19 protein-coding genes are annotated in these 22,085 nt (G+C 52.5%); 18 read left to right on the top strand and 1 reads right to left on the bottom strand.

What is annotated here, in order from left to right; translation table 11 throughout:
• Positions 1-8 precede the first annotated feature (8 nt).
• From ACO6BQ_RS03060 to queA, 13 genes are all read left to right on the top strand, one after another.
• Complete coding sequence (locus ACO6BQ_RS03060; protein ID WP_489119457.1) at positions 9-737, top strand: segregation and condensation protein A; 729 nt, start codon at positions 9-11, stop codon at positions 735-737.
• On the top strand, positions 724-1,383 hold the full coding sequence (gene scpB / locus ACO6BQ_RS03055; protein WP_489119456.1) for an SMC-Scp complex subunit ScpB: 660 nt from the start codon (positions 724-726) through the stop codon (positions 1,381-1,383). Before ACO6BQ_RS03060 ends, scpB begins: the two co-directional genes overlap by 14 nt.
• A gap of 5 nt (positions 1,384-1,388) precedes the next feature.
• Entirely contained in the window at positions 1,389-3,893 is a 2,505-nt protein-coding gene (locus ACO6BQ_RS03050; protein ID WP_489119455.1) for a U32 family peptidase, read from the top strand.
• Between the two features lie 9 nt (positions 3,894-3,902).
• Positions 3,903-6,257 carry an endonuclease MutS2 gene (locus ACO6BQ_RS03045; RefSeq protein WP_489119454.1) on the top strand — a complete coding sequence of 785 codons (2,355 nt, stop codon included), beginning with the start codon at positions 3,903-3,905 and terminating at the stop codon, positions 6,255-6,257.
• A 117-nt stretch (positions 6,258-6,374) separates the two neighbouring features.
• Positions 6,375-8,459 carry a transglycosylase domain-containing protein gene (locus tag ACO6BQ_RS03040; RefSeq protein ID WP_489119453.1) on the top strand — a complete coding sequence of 695 codons (2,085 nt, stop codon included), beginning with the start codon at positions 6,375-6,377 and terminating at the stop codon, positions 8,457-8,459.
• Between the two features lie 15 nt (positions 8,460-8,474).
• Positions 8,475-9,677 carry a tyrosine--tRNA ligase gene (gene tyrS, locus ACO6BQ_RS03035; protein ID WP_489119452.1) on the top strand — a complete coding sequence of 401 codons (1,203 nt, stop codon included), beginning with the start codon at positions 8,475-8,477 and terminating at the stop codon, positions 9,675-9,677.
• Between the two features lie 16 nt (positions 9,678-9,693).
• Complete coding sequence (locus ACO6BQ_RS03030; RefSeq protein ID WP_169311784.1) at positions 9,694-10,422, top strand: YebC/PmpR family DNA-binding transcriptional regulator; 729 nt, start codon at positions 9,694-9,696, stop codon at positions 10,420-10,422.
• A 58-nt stretch (positions 10,423-10,480) separates the two neighbouring features.
• The gene (gene ruvC, locus ACO6BQ_RS03025) at positions 10,481-10,975 is read left to right on the top strand and encodes a crossover junction endodeoxyribonuclease RuvC (protein ID WP_489119451.1); all 495 of its coding nucleotides are present in this window, start codon (positions 10,481-10,483) and stop codon (positions 10,973-10,975) included.
• Between the two features lie 18 nt (positions 10,976-10,993).
• Positions 10,994-11,596, top strand: coding sequence for a Holliday junction branch migration protein RuvA (gene ruvA / locus ACO6BQ_RS03020; RefSeq protein ID WP_489119450.1), 603 nt, complete (start codon positions 10,994-10,996; stop codon positions 11,594-11,596).
• A 24-nt stretch (positions 11,597-11,620) separates the two neighbouring features.
• Positions 11,621-12,649, top strand: coding sequence for a Holliday junction branch migration DNA helicase RuvB (gene ruvB / locus ACO6BQ_RS03015; RefSeq protein ID WP_489119465.1), 1,029 nt, complete (start codon positions 11,621-11,623; stop codon positions 12,647-12,649).
• A 1-nt stretch (position 12,650) separates the two neighbouring features.
• On the top strand, positions 12,651-13,247 hold the full coding sequence (locus tag ACO6BQ_RS03010) for an epoxyqueuosine reductase QueH (protein ID WP_489119449.1): 597 nt from the start codon (positions 12,651-12,653) through the stop codon (positions 13,245-13,247).
• A gap of 21 nt (positions 13,248-13,268) precedes the next feature.
• Positions 13,269-14,417, top strand: a complete 1,149-nt coding sequence (locus tag ACO6BQ_RS03005; protein WP_489119448.1) for a SpoIID/LytB domain-containing protein — start codon at positions 13,269-13,271, stop codon at positions 14,415-14,417.
• 17 nt (positions 14,418-14,434) lie between these two features.
• Positions 14,435-15,466 (top strand): tRNA preQ1(34) S-adenosylmethionine ribosyltransferase-isomerase QueA, encoded by a 1,032-nt coding sequence (gene queA / locus ACO6BQ_RS03000; RefSeq protein WP_489119447.1) that lies wholly within the window; start codon positions 14,435-14,437, stop codon positions 15,464-15,466.
• Between the two features lie 35 nt (positions 15,467-15,501).
• Here queA and ACO6BQ_RS02995 read toward each other — a convergent pair whose 3' ends face one another.
• Entirely contained in the window at positions 15,502-17,124 is a 1,623-nt protein-coding gene (locus tag ACO6BQ_RS02995) for an SGNH/GDSL hydrolase family protein (RefSeq protein WP_489119446.1), read from the bottom strand.
• 43 nt (positions 17,125-17,167) lie between these two features.
• Here ACO6BQ_RS02995 and cobO point away from each other — a divergent pair, with 43 nt between their 5' ends.
• From cobO to ACO6BQ_RS02970, 5 genes are all read left to right on the top strand, one after another.
• Positions 17,168-17,704 (top strand): cob(I)yrinic acid a,c-diamide adenosyltransferase, encoded by a 537-nt coding sequence (gene cobO, locus ACO6BQ_RS02990; RefSeq protein ID WP_489119445.1) that lies wholly within the window; start codon positions 17,168-17,170, stop codon positions 17,702-17,704.
• 169 nt (positions 17,705-17,873) lie between these two features.
• Positions 17,874-19,526: a dihydroxy-acid dehydratase gene (ilvD, locus tag ACO6BQ_RS02985; RefSeq protein ID WP_489119444.1), complete on the top strand. Its 1,653-nt coding sequence runs from the start codon at positions 17,874-17,876 to the stop codon at positions 19,524-19,526.
• 107 nt (positions 19,527-19,633) lie between these two features.
• On the top strand, positions 19,634-20,128 hold the full coding sequence (gene trmL / locus ACO6BQ_RS02980) for a tRNA (uridine(34)/cytosine(34)/5-carboxymethylaminomethyluridine(34)-2'-O)-methyltransferase TrmL (protein WP_489119443.1): 495 nt from the start codon (positions 19,634-19,636) through the stop codon (positions 20,126-20,128).
• Positions 20,125-21,036 (top strand): UDP-N-acetylmuramate dehydrogenase, encoded by a 912-nt coding sequence (gene murB, locus ACO6BQ_RS02975; RefSeq protein ID WP_489119442.1) that lies wholly within the window; start codon positions 20,125-20,127, stop codon positions 21,034-21,036. The genes trmL and murB overlap by 4 nt, the downstream gene beginning before the upstream one ends.
• A 41-nt stretch (positions 21,037-21,077) precedes the next feature.
• On the top strand, positions 21,078-22,037 hold the full coding sequence (locus tag ACO6BQ_RS02970; RefSeq protein ID WP_489119441.1) for a bifunctional riboflavin kinase/FAD synthetase: 960 nt from the start codon (positions 21,078-21,080) through the stop codon (positions 22,035-22,037).
• The last annotated feature ends 48 nt before the right edge of the window (positions 22,038-22,085 follow it).

Raw genomic sequence — 22,085 nt, 5'->3', positions numbered from 1 at the left:
GATCCTCTATGGCGACAGATTACCTTGTGAAATTGGATGCGTTTGAGGGGCCGATGGCTCTCCTCATGCATCTGATTGAAAAGAATAAGATCGATCTCTATGACATTCCTATTGCAGACCTGACACGTCAGTATCTTGACTACATCGATACACTGTACCAATTTGATATTGAATATGCGAGCGAGTTTTTGGTGATGGCGGCGACCCTTCTGCGGATCAAATCGCGTATGCTGCTGCCGAAGACCAATGCGGAGGAGGAGACGGAAGAAGATCCACGCATGGAGCTCGTGGAGCGTTTGCTTGAATACCGATGCTTCAAAGAGGTGTCATCCATTCTCTTTTCTCTGAGCGATGCGCAGAGCCCCTATGTGGAACGTGCTCCAATGCCGCTTCCCGCACATCGTCTTCCGATTACGGGTCTGTCGGCGGAGTCCCTGATGCGGATCTTCTCCGATGTGCAGCGCATTCGTGAGGAGCCTGTGATCCCGGCAATTGTCGTATCTGCGGAGGAATACCGTGTGCAGGACAAGATGTCGGACATCCTCACGCTGCTGCGCCGCAGGAACGGCAGAATCAAGCTGAACGATGCCTTTCCCACAGGAACGCGTGAGGAACTGTTATCTGCATTTTTGGCACTTTTGGAGCTTGCCAAGATGCAGATGGTCTATCTCTCGCAGGAGCATCTTTACTATGAAATTGTGATTTCGGAAAAGGAGGGAAGCCGTGCAGTCTCTTAGTCGGGCAGCTATTTTGGAAGCCGTGCTGTTTGCTGCCGGACTTCCGCTCTCCCTGTCGAAACTGGCTGAAATCATCGAAGCTCCCGAATGGGAGGTACAGGAGACCTTGACGCAGTTGGAACACATCCTGTCGGATCGGGGGAGCGGCATATTTTTACGCAGATCTGCAGGTGGCTATCAGCTCGCGACGCATCCGAATGCCTTTCCATGGGTGAAAAAACTGTCGGAAACAGTGCAGCCGACGCTGTCGTCCTCGGCGATGGAGACGCTTTCCATCATTGCCTACAAGCAGCCGATTACGAAGCAGGAAATAGAGCACATCCGCGGTGTTCGTGCAGAACGTTCGATCGGGCGTCTGCTTGAACTTGAGCTGATCTGTGAAATGGGGCGCAAGCAGGTGATCGGACGCCCGATTCTCTACGGGACGACCGATCTGTTCCTGCGTGCATTTGGATTGGAGCAGATTGCGGATCTTCCTGCATTGCCCGATATGGATGATGTCAAGGACACACTGGACGACGACCAGCTGCGTCTTTTCGAGGAGATGCGTGCTGCTGCGGACATAGTGGAACACGATGCGACGCATGACGATATGGACATGGGGGAACAGAATGTCTCTGTACTTTCGCATACTGCAAAGGATTGAATGGATTGGTTGAATTACTCGCTCCTGCGGGGACAAAGGAAGCGTTTCTTGCGGCGGTTGAAAACGGTGCGAATGCTGTCTATCTGGCGGGAAAAATGTTCGGTGCACGAGCCTACGCCTCCAACTTCGATGAAGATGCGATGGCGGAGGTCATTCGTCATGCGCATCTGAAAAATGTGCAGGTTCATGTTGCGGTCAATACGATTGTCGACGGCGAAGAACTCCCGCAATTAAAAGAGTACCTCTCCTTTCTCTACGATGTGGGAGCGAATGCGATTCTCTTACAGGATCTCGGTGCTGTGCGTCTGGCAAAAGAGATTGTGCCGCAGATGCCGCTTCACGCGAGCACGCAGATGACAGTACATAATCTTGCAGGTGTTCAGGCACTTGAGGAACTTGGCTTCTCACGTGTGGTGCTGGCGCGTGAGCTCTCCATTGCCGAGATTCGGGATATCTGCAGGAAAAGCCGTGTTGAGATCGAGAGCTTTGTACACGGTGCGCTTTGCGTCTGCTATTCGGGGCAGTGCCTGATGAGCAGCATGATCGGCGGCCGCAGCGGAAATCGTGGACGCTGTGCACAGCCCTGCCGGCTGCCCTATACGCTGGTTGATGCAAAGGGAAGTGACGTGCTCGGCGAATCCGCCGGCAACTTCCTGCTCTCACCGCGCGATCTGAATGCAGTCGAACTCATTCCGCAGCTCCTTGATGCGGGGATTGATTCGCTCAAAATCGAAGGGCGGATGAAGCGTCCGGAGTATGTTGCGACGATTGTGCATACCTATCGCAAGGCAATTGACCACCATCTCAATACCAAACAGGATGCTGTCGATGATACGGATCGCGATCATCTGGCGCAGGTGTTCAACCGTGATTTTACAACGGCATATATGGAAAAACGGCAGGGTAGGTATATGATGAGCGACCGCCGTCCGAACAATCGCGGACTTCTGATTGGACGCGTTACGACATATGACCACGCTGCACAGATGGTTTCCGTGAAGCTTACCAGAGCACTCGCCGTACACGATCAGGTGGATTTCTGGGTCAAGGTCGGCGGGCGTGTCAGTGCTGAGATCGAGCACCTGTATGATAAGAGCAGAAAGGAATGTGCGGAGGCTGCTGCGGGGGATATTGTTTCATTTCCCATACGGGGAAAAGTTCACATTCATGACCGTGTATTCAAGGTCTATGATGCAAAACTCATGAATGCGGCAAGGCACTCCTATGATGCCGACTCCTGTGAACGTATCCCTCTTCGTGCCGTTCTTCATGCGCGACTTGGAGAGAGGCTGTGCCTATCACTTACGGACGATGAGGGGAACACAGCGACGGCAGAAAGCGACTACATTGTTGTTTCGGCGAACAATCGGCCGCTCACGGTCGAGACCGCTGAAAAGCAGATGGGGCGTCTTGGTACGACCTTGTTTTCCCTTGCGGAGCTTTCCTGTGATATGGATGATGCGGTAATGGTGCCGGTCAGTGAACTGAACAATCTGCGTCGCTCCGCGATTTCTGCACTGGAAGAGATGCGTATACAGCACTTTGAGGAAAACCGTACCTCCAGCGTGCATTTTGCACAACAGATCGCAGTGGATTCACTCCTGCCATCCTCGGGGTTTGATGCGCTGCAGCCGGCGACACTCATGGTTGCCGTTGATGATATGGAGGCGATGAAGACCGCTGTTGCTGCAGGTGCGGACGGCATTCTCTACGGCGGGGAATCGTTTCGTGGAGTGGCACTCCAACCGAGGGATTATGCGGCTGCTTGGTATTATGCGAAGGACTGCGGAATCCGCATCGACTACAATACGCCGCGCATTGTACGAGGGGACGAGCAGGCTGCTCTGATCCGCCTGTTTGAGAGCTTTGGAGAAAAACAGCCCGCAGCCCTGCACGTTCATCACGTTGGAACGGCATATCTTGCGCGGGATCGTGTGCCCGTAACACTCCATGCGGATTATTCGATGATCTCCTATAATCCGTCTGCACTTCGGTTTCTGTATGCGCATGGATTTGGTGAGGCAACGCTGTCACCGGAGCTCAACGGCAGACAGATGGAACGTCTTGTCAAGGATTGTTCCATTCCGCTCACCGTGGTTGTCAGCGGGCGTCTCCCGCTCATGATTTCGGAATACTGTGTCTTGGGAAGCTTTCTCGGGGGGCTTGATACGGGAAAGTGCTCCATGCCATGCCGCAGACAGGAATTTTTCCTCCGTGACCGCAAGAATGTGGACTTCCCTGTGATGACGGATCAGTTCTGTCGTATGCACATACTCAACAGCAAAAAGCTGTCCCTGCTGCCCTATGTGCATCAGATTCGGCGCATGGGGGTCGCAACCCTGCGAATCGAGGGTCGCGGCCTTTCCTGCAGCGATTTGCAGAGCATCGTTCAGATGTATCGGGATGTACTCGGGCGCAAAGCCCCGCGCAGCGAGGAAGATGAGGAATATCTGCGTATGCAGGAGGGCAAAGACATTACGCGCGGGCATTATTTCCGCGGCATTTTATAAGAGGTACACATGGACACGGCGTCATTTAAGGTTTTGGAATACGGAAAAATCACAAATTGGCTTGCTTCGTTTGCCTCCACCATGCGCGGCAAGGAACTTTGCCGCAGCGTCATACCAAGTGGAGCTTATGATGAAGTCGTGCGCCTCCATCAGGAAACGGCGGAGGCAGTGCAGGTGCAGCAGATGCAGTCGCCGCCGTTCGGAGGTGTTTATGATCTGCGTACACTGCTGAAAAAAGCGTCGATGGGTGCTGTCCTTGAGATCGATGAATTGCGCTCCGTGATGAGCACGATGTGCGGGGTGCGGAATGTGAAATACTTCTTTCGCGATCTCGCATTGGATGTCCCGCATCTGAAGGCGATGGCAAAATCAATTGAAATTCTCGGCATGGTGGAGCGTCATCTCAAAGATACGATTGATGAACACGGCAATTTCCGTGACGATGCCAGCCCCGAACTGCGCAGGATCACACGCGAACTCCAAACGGCGCAGGCACGCGTCAAGGATCGCCTCTCTGCGATTCTGCACGATGCAGCGAATCAGAAATACTTTCAGGAAGCCATTGTTACCGTACGCGATGAGCGCTATGTCATTCCGGTCAAGCAGGAATACCGCAATTATTTTCCGGGCGTAATTCACGATCAGTCTGCCAGCGGAGCGACACTCTTTGTAGAGCCGCTTGCGACTGTGGAGCTGAACAACACCGTACGGCAGATGGAACTTGCACGCGAGCAGGAAATCCAACGGATCTTGCAGAAGCTTTCGACTGAGATTGCACAGAGTGCAGACATCCTTTTGGAAAACTGCACGGTTCTCTCGGAGATGGATCTTATCTTTGCCCGTGCAGGGCTTGCACGTGAAATGCAGGCGTATCCGCCCACATTGAATCAAAGCGGTGTTGTTCATCTGAAGAGGGCACGACATCCGCTGCTCCCGAAGGATAAGGTTGTCCCGATTGACATCGAGCTCGGGCAGAACTTCTCCATTCTGCTGATTACAGGTCCGAACACGGGCGGCAAGACCGTGAGTATGAAAACGCTTGGTCTTCTCGCACTGCTCGCACAGTCCGGCTGCTTCCTGCCGACCGCACCCGATTCGGAGATTCCCGTTTATCGCAATATCTATGCGGACATTGGAGACGAGCAGAGCATCGAGCAAAGTCTCTCCACCTTTTCGGCGCATACGCGAAACATTGTCCGTATCATCGACAAGGCGGAGCAGGGCGACCTCATCCTGCTGGACGAGGTCGGGGCGGGCACCGATCCGGATGAGGGGGCTGCTCTTGCACGCAGCATCATCGCACATTTTTTGCAGCAGGGCATTGCTGTGGTTGCCACAACGCATTATGCCGTATTAAAAACCTATGCCTATGCAGAGTCGGGGATTGAAAATGCCTCCGTCGAGTTTGATCTCAAGACACTGCGCCCGACCTATCGACTTCTGATCGGGATTCCAGGGGCGAGCAACGCCTTTTCCATCAGCCGTCAGCTTGGTCTGCCGCAGGATATTGTTACGCGTGCTGAGATCTATATCAGCGAGGAACACACGCATTTTGAACATGTCGTCAACGAACTCGAACGGGAAAAGCAGGATTACGAGACCAAAAACTGCGAACTGCGCAATAAAGAGGCGGAGATAAAATCCGTGGAGGCGCGTCTCCGTGCCGAACGCGAAACGCTCTCAAATACGCGGCAGGAACTTCTGCATAAGGCGCGCGAAGAGGCGAACAACATTGTTCGTGAAGCGCGTCGCAGCGCAGAGGAAACGATCAAGTCGCTCAAGGAGCAGTTTGACGATCACGGGGTGAAGGCGCGGCGCAAGGCGATTCAGGAGGCAAGAAACCGACTGGACGAAGCATATATCCATGATTCGCTGCCCCAAAAACCGGTGGTCGGAAAAACAATCCATCCCGACGATATTCGGAGTGGCGATATTGTCTATATCGAAAGTCTTGCACAGGAGGGAACGGTTCTGTCTGTTCAAGGCAAGGAACTCACTGTTCAGGTGGGTGGACTGCGTACCATCGTCAAGATGAGTGCGTGTACATTTGTCACGCGAAAAAAAACAAAGAAGAATACCAAGGTGCATGTCGGAACGTCGATTGCGCAAAAAACGTCGGAAATTCGACCCGAAATTGATGTACGCGGCATGACCGTACTGGAAGCGGAGGCCGTCCTCGGGAAGTTTATTGACGACGCTGTATTTACGGGGCTGTCCAAGATCCTTGTGATTCACGGAAAGGGGACGGGGGCACTGCGGCAGGGGTTGCAGGACTACCTGAAACAGCATCGGTCTGTGCTGCGTTTTTCATTCGCCGATATCTCTGAGGGCGGAACGGGTGCGAGTGTTGTCGAGTTGAGATGAGTAGGAGGATTGTCCTTTTTCATAAAATATCCTTACAAAAATTGCAGTTTGTGATAGAATAAAGGAATTGGATTGTAGTCGGGCGCAGTGGAGAAATCTACGAACAGGAAGGTATCTATGCAGAAAAGCGAAAAGAAAGCGACAAAGAAGTCAAAGAACGGCTCCGTTCTCGGAAAAGCAATTCTCGCCATAGGGCTGACACTGTTTGTCATGATTATTGGCGTTGGCTGCGGATTCCTCACGGCAAGTCTGAATACCAGGCCGAATCTGGCAGAGGATATCGTCCCGCCGGCATCGTCGCAGATTTATGACATCAACGGGAACGAGATCGCCAACATTCATGCGGCTGAGAATCGCAGACCTGTCGGCATCAACGAGATTCCAAAAAATCTCCAGAATGCTTTTATTGCCGTTGAGGACAATCGCTTCTACGAGCATATTGGAATCGACCCACGCGGGATCGTGCGTGCCGTCTGGGCGAATATTCGCGGACGCGAAGTCACAGAGGGTGGCTCGACCATCACACAGCAGCTCGCAAAGAATGCGTACCTGACGCAAGATCGAACGATGAAGCGCAAGATACAGGAGGTGTTTCTCGCACTTCAGCTCGAACGACAGTATACGAAGCAGGAAATCCTCGAGCTCTACATGAACCAAATCTATTTTGGTCAGGGAGCCTATGGGGTTCAGGCGGCAGCACGTACCTATTTCGGCAAGGATGTCAAGGATCTGACGCTGAATGAATGTGCGATGCTCGCAGGGATTCCAAAGAGTCCGAACTACTATTCGCCTCTCAACAACATGGAGGCAGCGACAGAGCGCAAAGCTGTCGTCCTCGATCAGATGGTCAAGTATGGCTATATCAGTGCGGGAGAGGCAAGTGCAGCCAAGAAGGAAACACTTGCCATTGTGAAGAACAACAACGATAGTGTCGAGGGGCCTTCCTATTTTGTTGACTATGTGCTTCAGCAGCTCGCAGAGAAATACGGAGACGATGCCATCTACAAGGATGGTCTGAAGATCTACACAACCATCGATATGGACTTGCAGGCAGCGGCAGAGAAAGCCATGCAGAACCTTCCGACGTATTTTACCGATGCAAACGGCATCGTGCAGCCGCAGGGCGCACTCGTTGCGATCGACCCGCATACGGGATACATCAAGGCAATGGTCGGCGGACGTGGCACGGATCAGTTCAATCGTGCCGCACAGGCAGTGCGGCAGCCCGGCTCTGCGTTCAAGCCCTTTGTCTTTGCGGCGGCACTTGAGAATAAATATACGGCAGATTCCATCATTGACGATAAGCCTCTGAAAATTGGCGGATGGGAACCGCAGAACTACAGCCGCAACTTCTCCGGAAAGGTTCGTCTGCGCGACGTTGTGCGTTGGTCGCTCAATGTGCCGACGGTTCGGATCGCACAGGATATCGGCATCGACAAGGCGATTTACTATGCACAGGAGATGGGGATATCGACCTTTGTCCTCGACGGAGCGACAAACGACCGCAATCTCGCGATTGCCCTTGGCGGTATGACGCGCGGCGTCACGCCGCTCGAGCTCACGAGTGCATATGGTACCTTTGCAAATCGCGGTATCCATGTCGATCCGGTTGCCGTCATCCGCGTTGTCTCGCGTACAGGGAAGGTGCTTGAAGAGGTACAGCGGAAGGAAAAAAGCGTCATTTCTGCTGCGAACGCCGCCACGATGACCGCGATGATGGAGGAGGTTATCCGACGCGGTACAGGCACGCGTGCCAACATCGGCAGACCGGCAGCGGGGAAGACCGGAACCACGAGCGACTATCATGACGCGTGGTTCGTCGGATATACGCCCGATCTGGTCGCAGGTGTCTGGATCGGCAATGACAGCAATGGCGACTTACATGGCATGGCGGGAGGAATGACCCCTGCCGTCATCTGGCAGTCGTTTATGCTGAAAGCGCATGCGGGTCTGCCCGTGCGTCACTTTGAAGGTGCTCCTTCTTTTGCCGCATCCTCGGATGATCTCCCCATCGAAGATTCCGAAAAGGAAAAAGACGACAAGAAAAAAACGGATGAGAAGGGGAAGGAAACAGGGAAGTCCGGTGCATCTGCCACAGGAAAGAGCGGAGCAGGTGCAAATCCTGCGCCCGCAGTGCAGTCCACACCGTTTACCGCCGAGGTTCCAGAGCCTGGCATGGGCGTAGAAAAAGGGCAGAACTGAGAAAGAGGTAATAGATTGAATGCCATTGATATACTGAAAGAACGCGGCTTTCTTGCGCAGTGTACGGATGAGGAAGGTCTGCGCAACCTTTTCGAACAGGAGCAGGTTTCCTTTTACACCGGGTTTGATCCGACGGCGGACAGCCTTCATGCAGGCCATTTGATTGCACTCATGGCGATGTCGCATCTGCAGAGAGCAGGGCATCGTCCGATCTGTCTTGTCGGCGGCGGCACAGGAACGGTCGGTGACCCCTCGGGGCGTACGGATATGCGCAAGGTGATGACCGATGATATCATCCGCCATAACTGCGAGTGTTTCCGCAAACAGATATCGCGCTTCATAGACTTTACGGATGAGCGTGCGATTATGGTGGACAATGGGGATTGGCTGCGTAAGCTCAACTATATCGACCTGCTCCGTGATATCGGGGCGCATTTCACCGTCAACCGTATGCTTGCGGCAGAGAGCTATAAGCAGCGGTGGGAGAAGGGGCTGACCTTCCTTGAGTTCAACTATATGATTATGCAGGCATACGACTTCATGGAGCTCAACGAACGCTACGGCTGTAAGCTGGAGATGGGCGGCGATGATCAGTGGTCGAACATCATCGCGGGCGTAGAACTTTGCCGCCGCAAGAGGAATATTACGGTCTTTGGTCTTACCAACAAGCTGCTCACAAAGAGCGACGGGACGAAGATGGGCAAGACGGCGGGCAGTGCGCTCTGGTTGGATGCGGAAAAGACTTCGCCCTACGACTTCTACCAGTATTGGCGCAATATTGACGACGCTGATGTCGAGATCTGTCTCTCGCTGCTCACCTATCTTCCAATGGATGAGGTGCACCGTCTTGCCGCCGCTGAGGGACAGGAGATCAATCGCTCCAAAGAGATCCTTGCATACGAGGCGACCAAGATCGTTCACGGGGATCAGGAGGTGCAGAAGGCGCAGGAAACGGCAAAGGCACTCTTCAGCGGCGGTGCATCGGCGGCTCTTCCGCAGATTCGCGTGGAGCTTGGTGAAAAGCTCGTGGATGCGCTCACACGCGGGAATGTATTCCCGTCCAAGGGGGAGGCTCGCCGTCTGATTCAGCAGGGGGGTCTCACGCTCAACGATGTGCGTGTTGCGGACGAGCATTATGTACTCAGCGAAGCGGATTTCTCTGATGGTACTGCATTGATCAAAAAAGGAAAAAAGAAGCACTATCAGCTTGTATATTGAGAAGGAGATCGAAGCGATGTCAGGACATTCCAAATGGGCCAATATCAAACGCAAGAAGGGCGCAAATGATGCCATTCGCGGCAAGATTACGACGAAGATTGGGCGTGAGATCACGATTGCCGTCCGTATGGGCGGCGGCGACCCGACGGGCAATATGCGTCTGAAACTTGCGCTTTCCAAGGCGAAGGCAAACAATATCCCGAAGGACAATATCAACCGTGCCATACAGAAGGGACTTGGCGCAACTGAGGGGAGCAACTACGAAGAACTCTTTTACGAGGGCTATGGTCCCGGCGGCACGGCTGTCATGCTCGATATTCTGACGGACAACCGTAACCGTACGGCGGCAGATGTTCGTCATCTCTTCTCAAAGTATGGCGGCAATCTCGGTCAGGACGGCTGCGTGTCATGGATGTTCAAGAAGAAGGCGGTCTTTATTGTCGAGCGTGAATCGTTCGATGATGAGGATGCTCTCCTTGAGATCGTCCTTGAGGCAGGTGCGGAGGATATGCGTTCGGAGGACGATGTCTTTGAAATTACTGCCGAGCCGGAAGCTTTTGAGGCGATTGAGGCGGTTCTCGGAGAAAAGGGAATTGAGACGGCATCTGCCGAGGTGACAATGGTTCCGGATACCACGGTTCATCTTGCCGACAAGGATGCGGAAAAGATGCAGACCCTGATCGATGCGCTCGAGGACAACGACGATGTCCAGAACGTCTACAGCAACTATGAAATGGACGAATAAACGGAGGTTCACCGATGAAAGTGCAGACAAGGTGTCTGCACTTTTTTAGGGAAATAAGATGTTAGTACTCGGTATCGATCCAGGCACTGCGATCTGCGGCTACGGCTTTGTAGAGCAGAATGGCTCACATCTGCGGGCACATGCCTACGGCGCAATCACAACGCCATCGAAAATGGCGGTGGAAAAACGACTTTTGAAAATTCATACCGAACTGGTATCACTTATTCAAACGTATTCCCCTGATGCAATGGGGGTGGAACAACTTTTCTTCAATCGGAATGTGACGACAGCGATTCCGGTCGGACAGGTGCGCGGTATTGTTCTTCTAGCTGCGGCTCAGAACAATATTCCAATCGTGGAGCGGACGCCGTTGCAGGTGAAGCAGTCGGTAACAGGGTATGGAAAGGCGACGAAGGAACAGGTTATATACATGGTGACGAAGCTTTTGAACCTGCCTGCTCCGCCTCATCCTGACGATACGGCAGACGCGCTTGCCGTTGCCATCAGTGCGGCACACTGTGTGGACAGCATCGCTTGGCGCAATCGAATGTAGACGGGGAGTACAGAGTCAATGATTGGATTTTTACGCGGAAGAGTTGCATATACATTTCCGGACTATTGTTTTTTGGATGTGCACGATGTTGGCTATCGTGTGTTTATCTCTCATCAGACGCGCAATCAGCTCTCTGTTGGCACAGAGGTCACGCTCTATATCCATACCCATGTGCGCGAGGATGCAATTCTCCTTTATGGGTTCTTTTCACAGGAGGAGTATGACCTCTTTCAGCACTTGATTGGGATTTCCGGCATCGGACCGAAGGTGGCACAGGGGATTCTGTCCGCGACTACGGCAAATGATTTTTATCACCTGATTCATCGGAAGGATGTCAAGGCGATTACGAAGCTTCCCGGGATCGGGAAAAAGACGGCCGAACGCATCATCTTAGAACTCAAGGATAAGCTCTCGGCTTCCTCCTTTGATGTGTCCGATGCAGCCGATGACACGGCCGCCTTGGGGGATGCGATGGGGGATATGGTTTCGGAGGCGATCGAGGCACTCCTCAGTCTTGGCTTCCAGCAGAGTGAAGTCCAGTCTGTGCTCAAGAAAAGGTCCGATTGGGAAAGCACGGAAGAAATCATCCGTTACGCATTGGCAGAACTGCAGCGTTTTTGAGAAAGGGGGGATTCACCGTTGGATATGTACGAGGATGAGGCGCTGGTGTCTTTCGAGGAGCAAAGTACGGACGGATGGCAGTACAGTCTGCGCCCGCGTCGGCTGAGTGAGTACATCGGGCAGGACAAGGCAAAGTCGAATCTGTCCAAATTTATACAGGCGGCACTTTCCCGCAACGAAGCTCTGGATCACGTCCTCCTCTATGGCCCCCCCGGGCTTGGCAAAACAACACTCGCGGCGATTATCGCAAATGAGATGGGAGCAAATTTTCGTCAAACGTCTGCTCCTGCCATCGAGAGACAGGGGGATCTTGCCTCTCTGCTCACGAACTTGCAGGCACACGATGTCCTGTTTATCGATGAGATTCACCGTCTCTCTCATCATGTCGAGGAGATCCTCTATTCGGCGATGGAGGATCACGCGATTGACATCATCATCGGCAAGGGGCCGAGTGCTCGCTCTCTGCGGCTGGATCTTGCGCCGTTTACTCTGGTTGGTGCAACGACAAAGACAGGGGCTCTTTCTGCTCCGCTACGTGACCGATTCGGGATTCAGTCGCGTCTGGAATACTATACCCCTGAGGCTCTTTTGCTCATCATTGAGCGTACGGCGGAGATTCTTTCCGTACGTATCGAGCGTGAGGGTGCTCTGGAGATCGCGCGTCGCTCGCGCGGAACGCCGCGCGTCGCGAACCGCATTCTGAAGCGTGTCCGTGACATCGCACAGGTGGCAGGAGAGAGCATTATCTCCAAAGCGGTGACGATGGAGGCACTGGAAGCCCTTGAGGTTGATGAGATGGGGCTTGAAAACAAGGATCGTCATATGCTCGAAGTCATGATCCAAAAGTTCTCCGGCGGTCCCGTCGGACTGAAGACGCTCGCAGCGGCACTCAGTGAAATGGTGGAGACCATCGAGGATGTCTACGAGCCGTACTTGATCCAACTCGGCTTTATTGCACGTACGGCACGCGGGCGGGTTGTCACGCGCGGCGGATACGAGCATATGGGGATGATGTTTCCCCAAAATGATAACAGACAAGGAGAATTGCTCTGAGATGAAACTGCTCATGCACATGTGCTGCGGACCATGCTCCTGCTATCCACTCAAAAAACTGCGTTTCGATGGCATTGAGCCGACCGGCTATTTTTTCAATCCAAATATTCACCCCTATAAGGAGTGGGAGGAGAGACTGGAAAATGCAAGGAAGTTTGCGGATCTGATGCAGATGGACTTCATTGCGGATGAGACGTATTCCATGCGCGAATTCCTCAAAAAAGCTCTCCCGGCGGAGGGTACAAAGAAGGGACGCTGCCGTATGTGCTATACATGGCGTCTGGAAGAATCAGCACGGTATGCGGCAGAACAAGGATTTGACAGTTTTACCTCGACGCTGTTTTACAGCATTTATCAGCAGCATGATCTGATGCGCTCTGTTGCGGAGCACTTTGCAAAAGAATACGGGATTTCCTTTTACTACGAGGACTTCCGCGTTGGTTGGCAGGAGGGCATCGATCTGAGCAAGGAGCTCGGGCTCTATCGCCAATCCTACTGCGGCTGTGTGTTCAGCGAGGAGGAGCGGTACAGTCGGGTGCTTCGGAAGCTCCAACGCAAGGAGAACAAAGAGAAGAAACGTCTGCGCCTGATGGCATGATAAGCGAAAGAAGGGCTTACGATGAAATCTTATCTTCGCCTGTGTATGTTCTTCCTCTGTGCCGTGTTTATCATGCTGCCACAGCAGGTGTCTGCTTCATGGCAGCCGGAAATCTCTGTAGGGATTAGTCAGGGGATATCTGAGATTCAGCTTTCGGCAACAAACGGAAAGCTGTCTGTCTATGAGAATCCGGAGCAAAAGCCGATTCTTGTGGTGCCGCAGGGGGGAACACTCGATGTTCGTATGATGCGGGAACAGCTTGTCGTAAACGGACGGGAGATCAAAGGGGAGCGTCTGGTGATTCAGCCCGAGTCCTCCGGATTTATCCAGGTAAATCATACCCCGTATCGTGGCTACATCGCCATTCTAAAGAGGACAGGGCTTACCGTTGTCAATTATGTCCTTGTAGAGGACTATCTCTACGGCGTCGTCCCGAAAGAGATGCCGCCGAGCTGGAATGTGGAGGCGTTGCGAGCGCAGAGCGTGGCGGCGCGCACCTTTGCCCTGAAAAATCGCAAGCGTCACAGCGCGGAAGGGTTTGATCTCTGCAGCACCTCGCATTGTCAGGTCTATGAGGGGATGCCGGCAGAGATGCGGACGACAACAGAGGCGGTTGACAGCACGCGTGGAGAAGTCCTTTTCTATAAGGGTGCAATCATGGATGCGCTCTTTCATACAGATTCCGGTGGCATGACGGAGTCCAGCGAATATGTATGGGGCAGCCCTGTGCCGTACCTGCGTGCGGTGACGGAGGTTCAAATGCAGACACAGCCATGGAACCGCACCATTTCCATGAGTGAATTTGCACAAAAACTGGAAAAGAATGGAAGGGCGATTGGAACGCTGAAAGAAGTCCGCTTGTCACCGCTGACTGTGGGCAAGGGGAGTTCTGACCGAAGCCCCTCCGGACGCGTTCGTTCGGCAGAGTTTGTCGGAACAAAGGGGCGCATCACACTTTCGGGCAACGAGCTGCGCTCTACATTTTCCCTCCCGAGCACGCTGTTTTCCATACGCGTCGGCAAGACGGACATAAACTTCAGCGGCTATGGTTCCGGTCATGGCCTTGGACTCTCCCAGTGGGGAGCAAAGGCCTTCGCGGACAAGGGGAAGAGCTACAAGGACATCCTCTTTCACTACTATACGGACGTTACCCTTGAGAAGCTATACTAGGCCAGGTGAACTACGAGATGGATATTTCTGATTTTGACTATGATCTGCCGGAGGAACGTATCGCTCAGATACCGCTAGAGCCGCGTGACAGCGCACGCCTTATGGTTTTGCACCCCAATGAGCATAGGATTGAGCATCGGCATTTTTATGAACTTGGCGATTTTCTAAGAAGCGGCGACGTTCTGATCTTCAACGATACGCGTGTCATCCCTGCACGGCTCATCGGTGCGCGCAGTCAAACGGGCGGGAAGGTCGAGGTCTTTCTCCTGCGCCAAATCGACAAAGACCAATGGGAAGTACTTGTTAAACCGGGGAAAAAAGCGCGTGTTGGCTCTGTCATTCAGTTTGGTGATGAACTTTCCTGTGAGATCATTGCCGATACGGATTTTGGCGGACGTATCGTACGATTTATCTACCACGGTATCTTTGAAGAAATTCTGGATCGCTTGGGTTCCATGCCTCTGCCGCCCTACATTCATGAAAAACTCGAAGACCGTGAGCGATACCAGACGATCTACAGCCGTGTAAAAGGCTCTGCAGCTGCGCCGACGGCAGGTCTCCATTTTACGGGAAATCTCATGGAACGACTGCGCGAACAGGGCATCCAATTCGGCTTTATCACCCTCCATGTCGGATTGGGGACATTCCGACCGGTTCATGTGGATGTGATTGAAGACCATGTGATGCACCGCGAATTTTATTCTGTTCCCACTGAGACGGCGGAGCTTATCCAACGGGCAAAAATTGAAGGGCGACGTGTTGTCGCGGTCGGTACAACGTCGATTCGCACGCTTGAGGCATCGGCTGCAAGCACGGGGCATGTTGAGGCAGGATCGGGATGGACGGATATATTTATCTACCCCGGATATGAATTCAAAGTCGTGGATGCTGTGATTACGAATTTTCATCTGCCGAAATCCACATTGATTATGCTCATCAGTGCATTTGCAGGACGGACGTTTACGCTTGAAGCATATCGGACGGCAGTGGAAGAACAGTATCGCTTTTTTTCCTTTGGCGACGCGATGTTCATTCCATCCAAATCGTAAAAAAGCAACGCGATCAAAAATCGCGTTGCTTTGCATTATGGAAGTTCTTGGAAAACGTCGCGGTGTTGATGGATGATTTCCGCCATCATCCGTTTCCCGTCGATATCCGGGTGCAGCCCATCGGTGGAAAGGTGTGGATCAAGAATCTGCTTCTGTGCATCATAGAAATACGGTTCGATGTCGATGTAGAAATCCTGTGACCGAATCCACATATTGACGGCAGTCATCTTCCACCTCCATGAGAGATCTGTTTCGGAATGGAAGGCGAGTGCAATGCGTTCCGGGTTGAGCGGCAGAAGTGTCAGGAAGATCGGGCGGATGTCATGGGCAAGGCATTTTTTTTGTAGTTCATCCAAATCATCGATGATGTCCTGCGCGGTTATGCCTGTTGCCCGCAGGCTGTTTGATCCCGTCAGGATCAGTAGGTTTGCGGGATGCAGGGGAAGCACGTCCTGCTCGAAGCGTTCCAGCGTTGTATGGGCGGTATCACCGCTCCGTCCGAGGTTGAGGCAGGCAAACGGCAGATATGTGGTATAGCTGTACTCAAGGAATGCGGGCGAGCTTGAGATTGCGCCTCCTCCGTGTGTGATGCTGTCCCCGAGTGCTGCTGCATAGAGGCGATTCTCAGGTGGTGCATCGACAGTGAATGAGGCAAGATCGGACCACGTTCCCACGGTATTTCCCTGCGTATCTACGCCGCGCACACGCCAGTAATACTTACCTGCATAAGGTCGCGCATATTCATCGTAGATGGCATTGGTGGCAGTGATCGTCTGTGCCCATGCCCGATTTGGATCGGGCAGTGTCCCGTGCTCCTGTGCAGGGGGATCGGTCAGCAACTCCACCTCATAATGCGTTACACCATTCAGCGGAATCCATTGATAGACGGGATAGATTGGCTGATGAAAATTTAGTATCAGATCGTATGTATTTGGGATGGGACGGTTCGGAAGCTCGGCGGATTTATCCAGATACAGCGGCTCTGCTGCGGAAAACTCTCCGATTGGCTCATGTTTGAGACCGAGGGCGCGAACACGCCAATACAGTTTTTCATAAGATGAATAGGAACGCAGATCCGCCTGCCATCCATTCGTGAAAATATTGCGCGTGCTCATTAGGTGATTCGTTGGGGAAAGCTCCGTACCGCCTTCTTTTTTTGGGGGGGCAGACAGGATCTCGACCTCGTAGAGAACGGCATTTGGAATGCTGTGCCACACGAGGAAGGGCTTGAGGCTTGCGGGCTGCTCCCTCGTATAGTGGTAGATGGGAATCGGGGCTTTTGCCATAAAGTAGGGCGTTGGAATCGGCGATGATGGGGAAGTTACCGCACCAAACATACCGTAGGCTGTAATCCGATAATAAAACGGGATCGGTGCGGAGGAGATCGGACAGGAAGGTGATGTAGTAAACTCTGTCTTTACATGCTCGTAGATTGACTCGTCAGAAACCGTTCCTGTCGTCTTGAGGTATGTATCAACGCGATAATAGCAGGGGTAGGGAAGACGATCCCATAAGAGTGTTGCGTCTCCATCTGTCTCCTGCACATGGGCGGTCACGTCAATCTGCCTCAGATTCAGGAGATCCATCCGCTCAATGCCAAAGATACATCCAAGAACGGCAAGGAAAATAATGCCCGTGAAGAAAAAATAATGCTTCATGTATTCACCTAACATACATCATTCAGAAAGTTGAGGGATTCCTATGGAAAACAAAGGCCTCGTCATTGTTCATACCGGTGACGGAAAGGGAAAAACAACGGCGGCTCTCGGGATGGCAATGCGCGCATGGGGGAATCATCTGCGCGTGCTCATTCTCCAATTCATCAAGGGCAGCTGGAAGTATGGAGAACTCGAATCCATCAAGACGCTCGCGTCCGTCCATAATTACATTGAAATTCGGCAGGGCGGTCTCGGATTCTCACAGAGAGGCAGCGGCGCAGAGGAAGCGCATCGGTGTGCCGCCGCAGAGCTTCTTCAGACCGCCATGGCTGAGCTTCAGAGCAATGCGTGGGATATGATCATCCTCGATGAATTTAACTATGCCTATTCCTTTGGATTCATCTCATTGGACGACTTGGAGCAGCTGCTTTCCGTACGTCCCGAGAAAACACATCTGATCTTTACGGGGCGAAATGCGGCGCAGGAACTCATCGACCGTGCGGATCTCGTCACCGAAATGCGTCTTGTCAAGCATCCCTTTCAGCAGGGGATCAAAGCGCAAAAGGGAATTGAGTTTTAAGAAACAATCAGATTATAACATATTCCCCATGTGTATGCCAAAACTCTATTTTGCCAAGCTATTGAAAAAAAACATGGAATGCGTTAAAATCTCTGTCATATCTTTGTAAATCATGATTTGTTTATGGATATGTGTATCATCCATAAATGATAGTAGAGGAGAGCTTTATATGAGAAGTGATGTTGTCAAAAAGGGAGCGACACGATGTGCGCATCGCTCACTTTTTCATGCCAATGGATATGGTTCAGATGATCTCAGAAAGCCTCTGATTGGTGTCTGCAACTCGTTCAACGAGATCATTCCGGGGCACTTTCATCTGAATACGATTGCGGAAGCAGTAAAACTCGGCGTGGCAGCCGCAGGTGGAACACCGATTGAATTTCCGTCGATCGGTGTCTGTGATGGTATTGCCATGGGGCATACGGGGATGAAATACTCCCTCGCGAGTCGTGAGCTGATTGCGGACTCAATCGAAGCCGTTGCGATGGCATCGGGATTTGACGGCCTTGTCCTTATTCCGAACTGCGATAAGGTTGTGCCGGGGATGCTCATGGCAGCGGCACGTCTCAATATCCCGGCGATCCTCGTCAGTGGAGGTCCCATGCTTGCAGGACGCCACCGCGGACGCGACATCAGTGTCAGTCAGGCGTTCGAGGCTGCGGGGATGTTTGCTGCAGGTAAGATGGACGCGCATGAAATGACGGCGATTGAGGAACACGCCTGCCCGAGCTGCGGTTCCTGTTCCGGACTGTTCACAGCGAATACGATGAACTCCCTGACCGAAGTGCTCGGCATGGGGCTTCCCGGCAACGGCACGATTCCCGCACCCTATACGGGTGAGCGTCGCTTGCTTGCAAAACAGGCGGGGGCAGTCATCCTCGATCTCGTTGAGAAAAATATCTGTCCGCGTGATATTATGACGCTTGAAGCCTTCGAGAATGCGATTACGGTCGATATGGGCATTGGCGGCTCATCGAACACGGTACTGCACCTCACTGCGATCGCGCACGAGGTAGGGATCGAGCTCCCGCCGCCGCTCTTCGATGAGATCAGCAGACGTACGCCGTATATTACGAAGCTGAGCCCTGCGGGAACACATCATATGCAGGATCTGAACGAGGCGGGCGGGATCTCTGCCGTTATGAAGGAACTCTCGAAGAAGAATCTGTTGCATATGGATGCGCTGACGGTTACGGGGACGGTGCGTGAGCGCATTGCCCATGCTGAGATCCTTGATCCCACGGTGATTCACAGTGTCGAGAACCCCTATCGTCCCGAGGGCGGTCTTGCAATTCTGCGCGGCAACCTCGCACCCGATTGCGCGGTTGTCAAGGCATCGGCGGTTGCGGACGATATGCTCACCTATCGTGGAACGGCACGCTGCTTTAACTCCGAAGAGGAGGGCGTCAATGCCATCATTGAGGGGAAGATACACGATGGTGATGTTGTTGTCATCCGCTACGAAGGACCAAAGGGCGGTCCCGGAATGCAGGAGATGCTAAACCCGACAGCGGTCATTACGGGCATGGGGCTGAAGGTCGGTCTGATTACAGACGGACGGTTTAGCGGCGCAAGTCAGGGGGCTTGTGTTGGTCATGTATCACCGGAGGCGATGTCGGGCGGGCCGATTGCACTGATCGAAGACGGTGATATGATTACGATTGATATTCCGAATCGTAAACTGGAACTCGAAATCAGTGACGAAGAACTTGCAAAGCGTCGCGCAAACTGGGTACAGCCCGAACCTAAGATCAAAACGGGCTATCTTGCCCGCTATGCGAAGCTGACGACATCTGCAAATGCAGGTGCTGTTTTGCGGTGAATGATTCCAACCCACGGGAGTTTCTATGCCTGTGGGTTGTTTTTATATGTGTAATTCGCTATAATGACGGTGCATTATTTTTGAAAGAGAGTGGAGGCTCATACCATATGCACATTGTCCTGGTCGAGCCGGAGATTCCGGGGAATACGGGGAACATTGCACGGCTCTGTGCCGGAACGGGCATCGAGCTTCATCTCGTGCGGCCGCTTGGATTCTCGACGGATGACAAGCATTTGAAACGTGCGGGACTGGACTATTGGCATCTTGTCAAGGTGCATTATCACGACAGCTTTGACGAGGTTCAAACGAAGTATGAGGGGCATCCATTTTATTTCTGTACGACGAAAGCAGCACAGATCTACTCCGACATTGCCTATACATCGGACGTGTTTCTCGTCTTTGGCAAGGAGACGGCGGGTCTGCCGGAATCGTTGCTGGCTGCCAATGAGGCACACACGATTCGTATTCCGATGCATGCGGGGGCACGTTCTTTGAATTTGTCCAATGCTGTTGCTGTTGTTACATACGAGGCTCTGCGTCAAAACGCTTTTGTTGAGTTAAGTCTTGCCGGAACAGGATGTGGGGGATCGCATAAAATATGAACAAGGAATTCGTTCGTGTCTGTTATCAGGAATTCGATTCATCGCGTCTCTTTACGGATGCGCCCCTTCGTTTTCACACGACCTTTCGGATCGGTGGCCCTGCCGATCTGCTCTTTTATCCGCGAAATACGGAAGAAGTACAGAAGATCATCGGTCTTGCAAGGGAATATGGTGAGCCGATCACATGGCTCGGCAACGGGTCGAATATATTGGTGCGCGATGGCGGTATTCGCGGTCTTGTGATACGATTCAGCCGTAAGATGGCATCCATATCGCGTGAGGATACGGATCTCGTCGTTGGTGCGGGGGCTCTGCTGAGGGATGTTGCTGCATATGCGCAGGAGAATGGTCTTGCGGGGCTCGAATTTGCCTGTGGAATTCCGGGGAGCATCGGCGGTGCAATCTTTATGAATGCAGGGGCTTATGATGATGAGATGAAGTCTGTCGTCGTTTCGGTAACGACCGTTTCCCCAAGGGGGGAGGTTCGGACGTATTCTGCCGAGGAGCTTGATTTCGGCTATCGTCACAGCATCTTTCAGTGCTGCGATGAGGCGATTTGCGAAACACGTCTGCATTTACGCGAAGATGACCGTGCACAGATCTTGACGCGTATGGAGGATCTGAACCAGCGACGTGAAAGCAAGCAGCCCCTGGCATATCCGAGTGCAGGAAGCACATTCAAGCGTCCTCCGGGATATTTTGCCGGAACACTGATCGATCAGACGGGGCTAAAGGGGCTTACCGTCGGCGGTGCACAGGTTTCGCAGAAACATGCGGGGTTCATCATCAACATTGGCAATGCGACGGCAGATGACGTTCAGCGACTGATCGCCGCCGTGCAGAAACGGGTTTATGCGAAACACACGGTAGAACTTTTTCCGGAGCTGCGCGTTATCGGAGAGCTTTGAGGAATTACGAGATATACATATGAGGAGAATGCTTTTTCCCCATGGAAAAATATAAAGAGCTTGCTGATTTTTCATCAAAATATTCAAATATTGTAATTGCACTTGGTATGTTTGATGGCATCCATATCGGTCATCAGGAAATCATACGGACGGCAGTTGCAAAGGCGCAGGAGATCAATGGGGCTGCGCTTGTTTTTTCATTTTCCAACCACCCGCGTTCCATCATTGCTCCGAATGCCGTACCGCACCGCATTGCAAGCGACGCCATACGCTTTTGCGTTCTGAAGAATCTCGGTGTGAACGCCTTGGTAGAAATCCCTTTTACGGCTGATTTTGCTGAGACGGGCGCAGTGGATTTTATCGGACTTTTGCAGCGGCATTTTTCGCCGAAATACGTTGTTGTGGGGGAGAATTATACCTTTGGCAGAGGGGGACACGGGACACCGAAATTGTTGCAGGACAGTGCTGAGAAATACGGTTTTCAGGTGCTTGTATGCCAATCGGTCATGCGTGACGGCGCACCGGTAAGCAGTACACGGATTCGTGCCCTCATTGCAAACGGGGAGTTATCCAAAGTCAATGAATATCTCGGCTATCCGTTTACCATCAATGGGACGGTGATTCACGGACAGGAACGCGGCCGCAGGCTTGGCTTTCCGACAGCGAATCTGGCACTGCGCGAAGAATTTGAGCATCTGCCGAATGGTGTCTATGCCGTAACGGTTCTCTATCAGGGGCATCTTTATCGTGCGGCAGCAAACATCGGAAACAATCCTACCTTTGATGGATGCGACCGACGGCTGGAAGTTCATATCATGGAGTTTTCAGGAGATCTTTACGGGGAAGAACTCATGATTTCATTTTACAAAAAAATACGAAATGAACAGCGTTTTTCTTCGATCGATGACTTGATTCGGCAGATTTCAGTGGATAAGGAAACAGCCGTGTATGTACTCACAAAAACTTTTCATTTACAAGAAAATGTTTCTATGGTAATATGATGAACGCTAACAGAACCGTGACTCAGATAACGACTAATCCGACGTTTT

This window comes from Centipeda sp. (in: firmicutes) (genome assembly GCF_057271695.1).
Note: the sequence above shows the minus strand (reverse complement) of the source record. Positions and strands in the feature narration are given on the sequence as shown.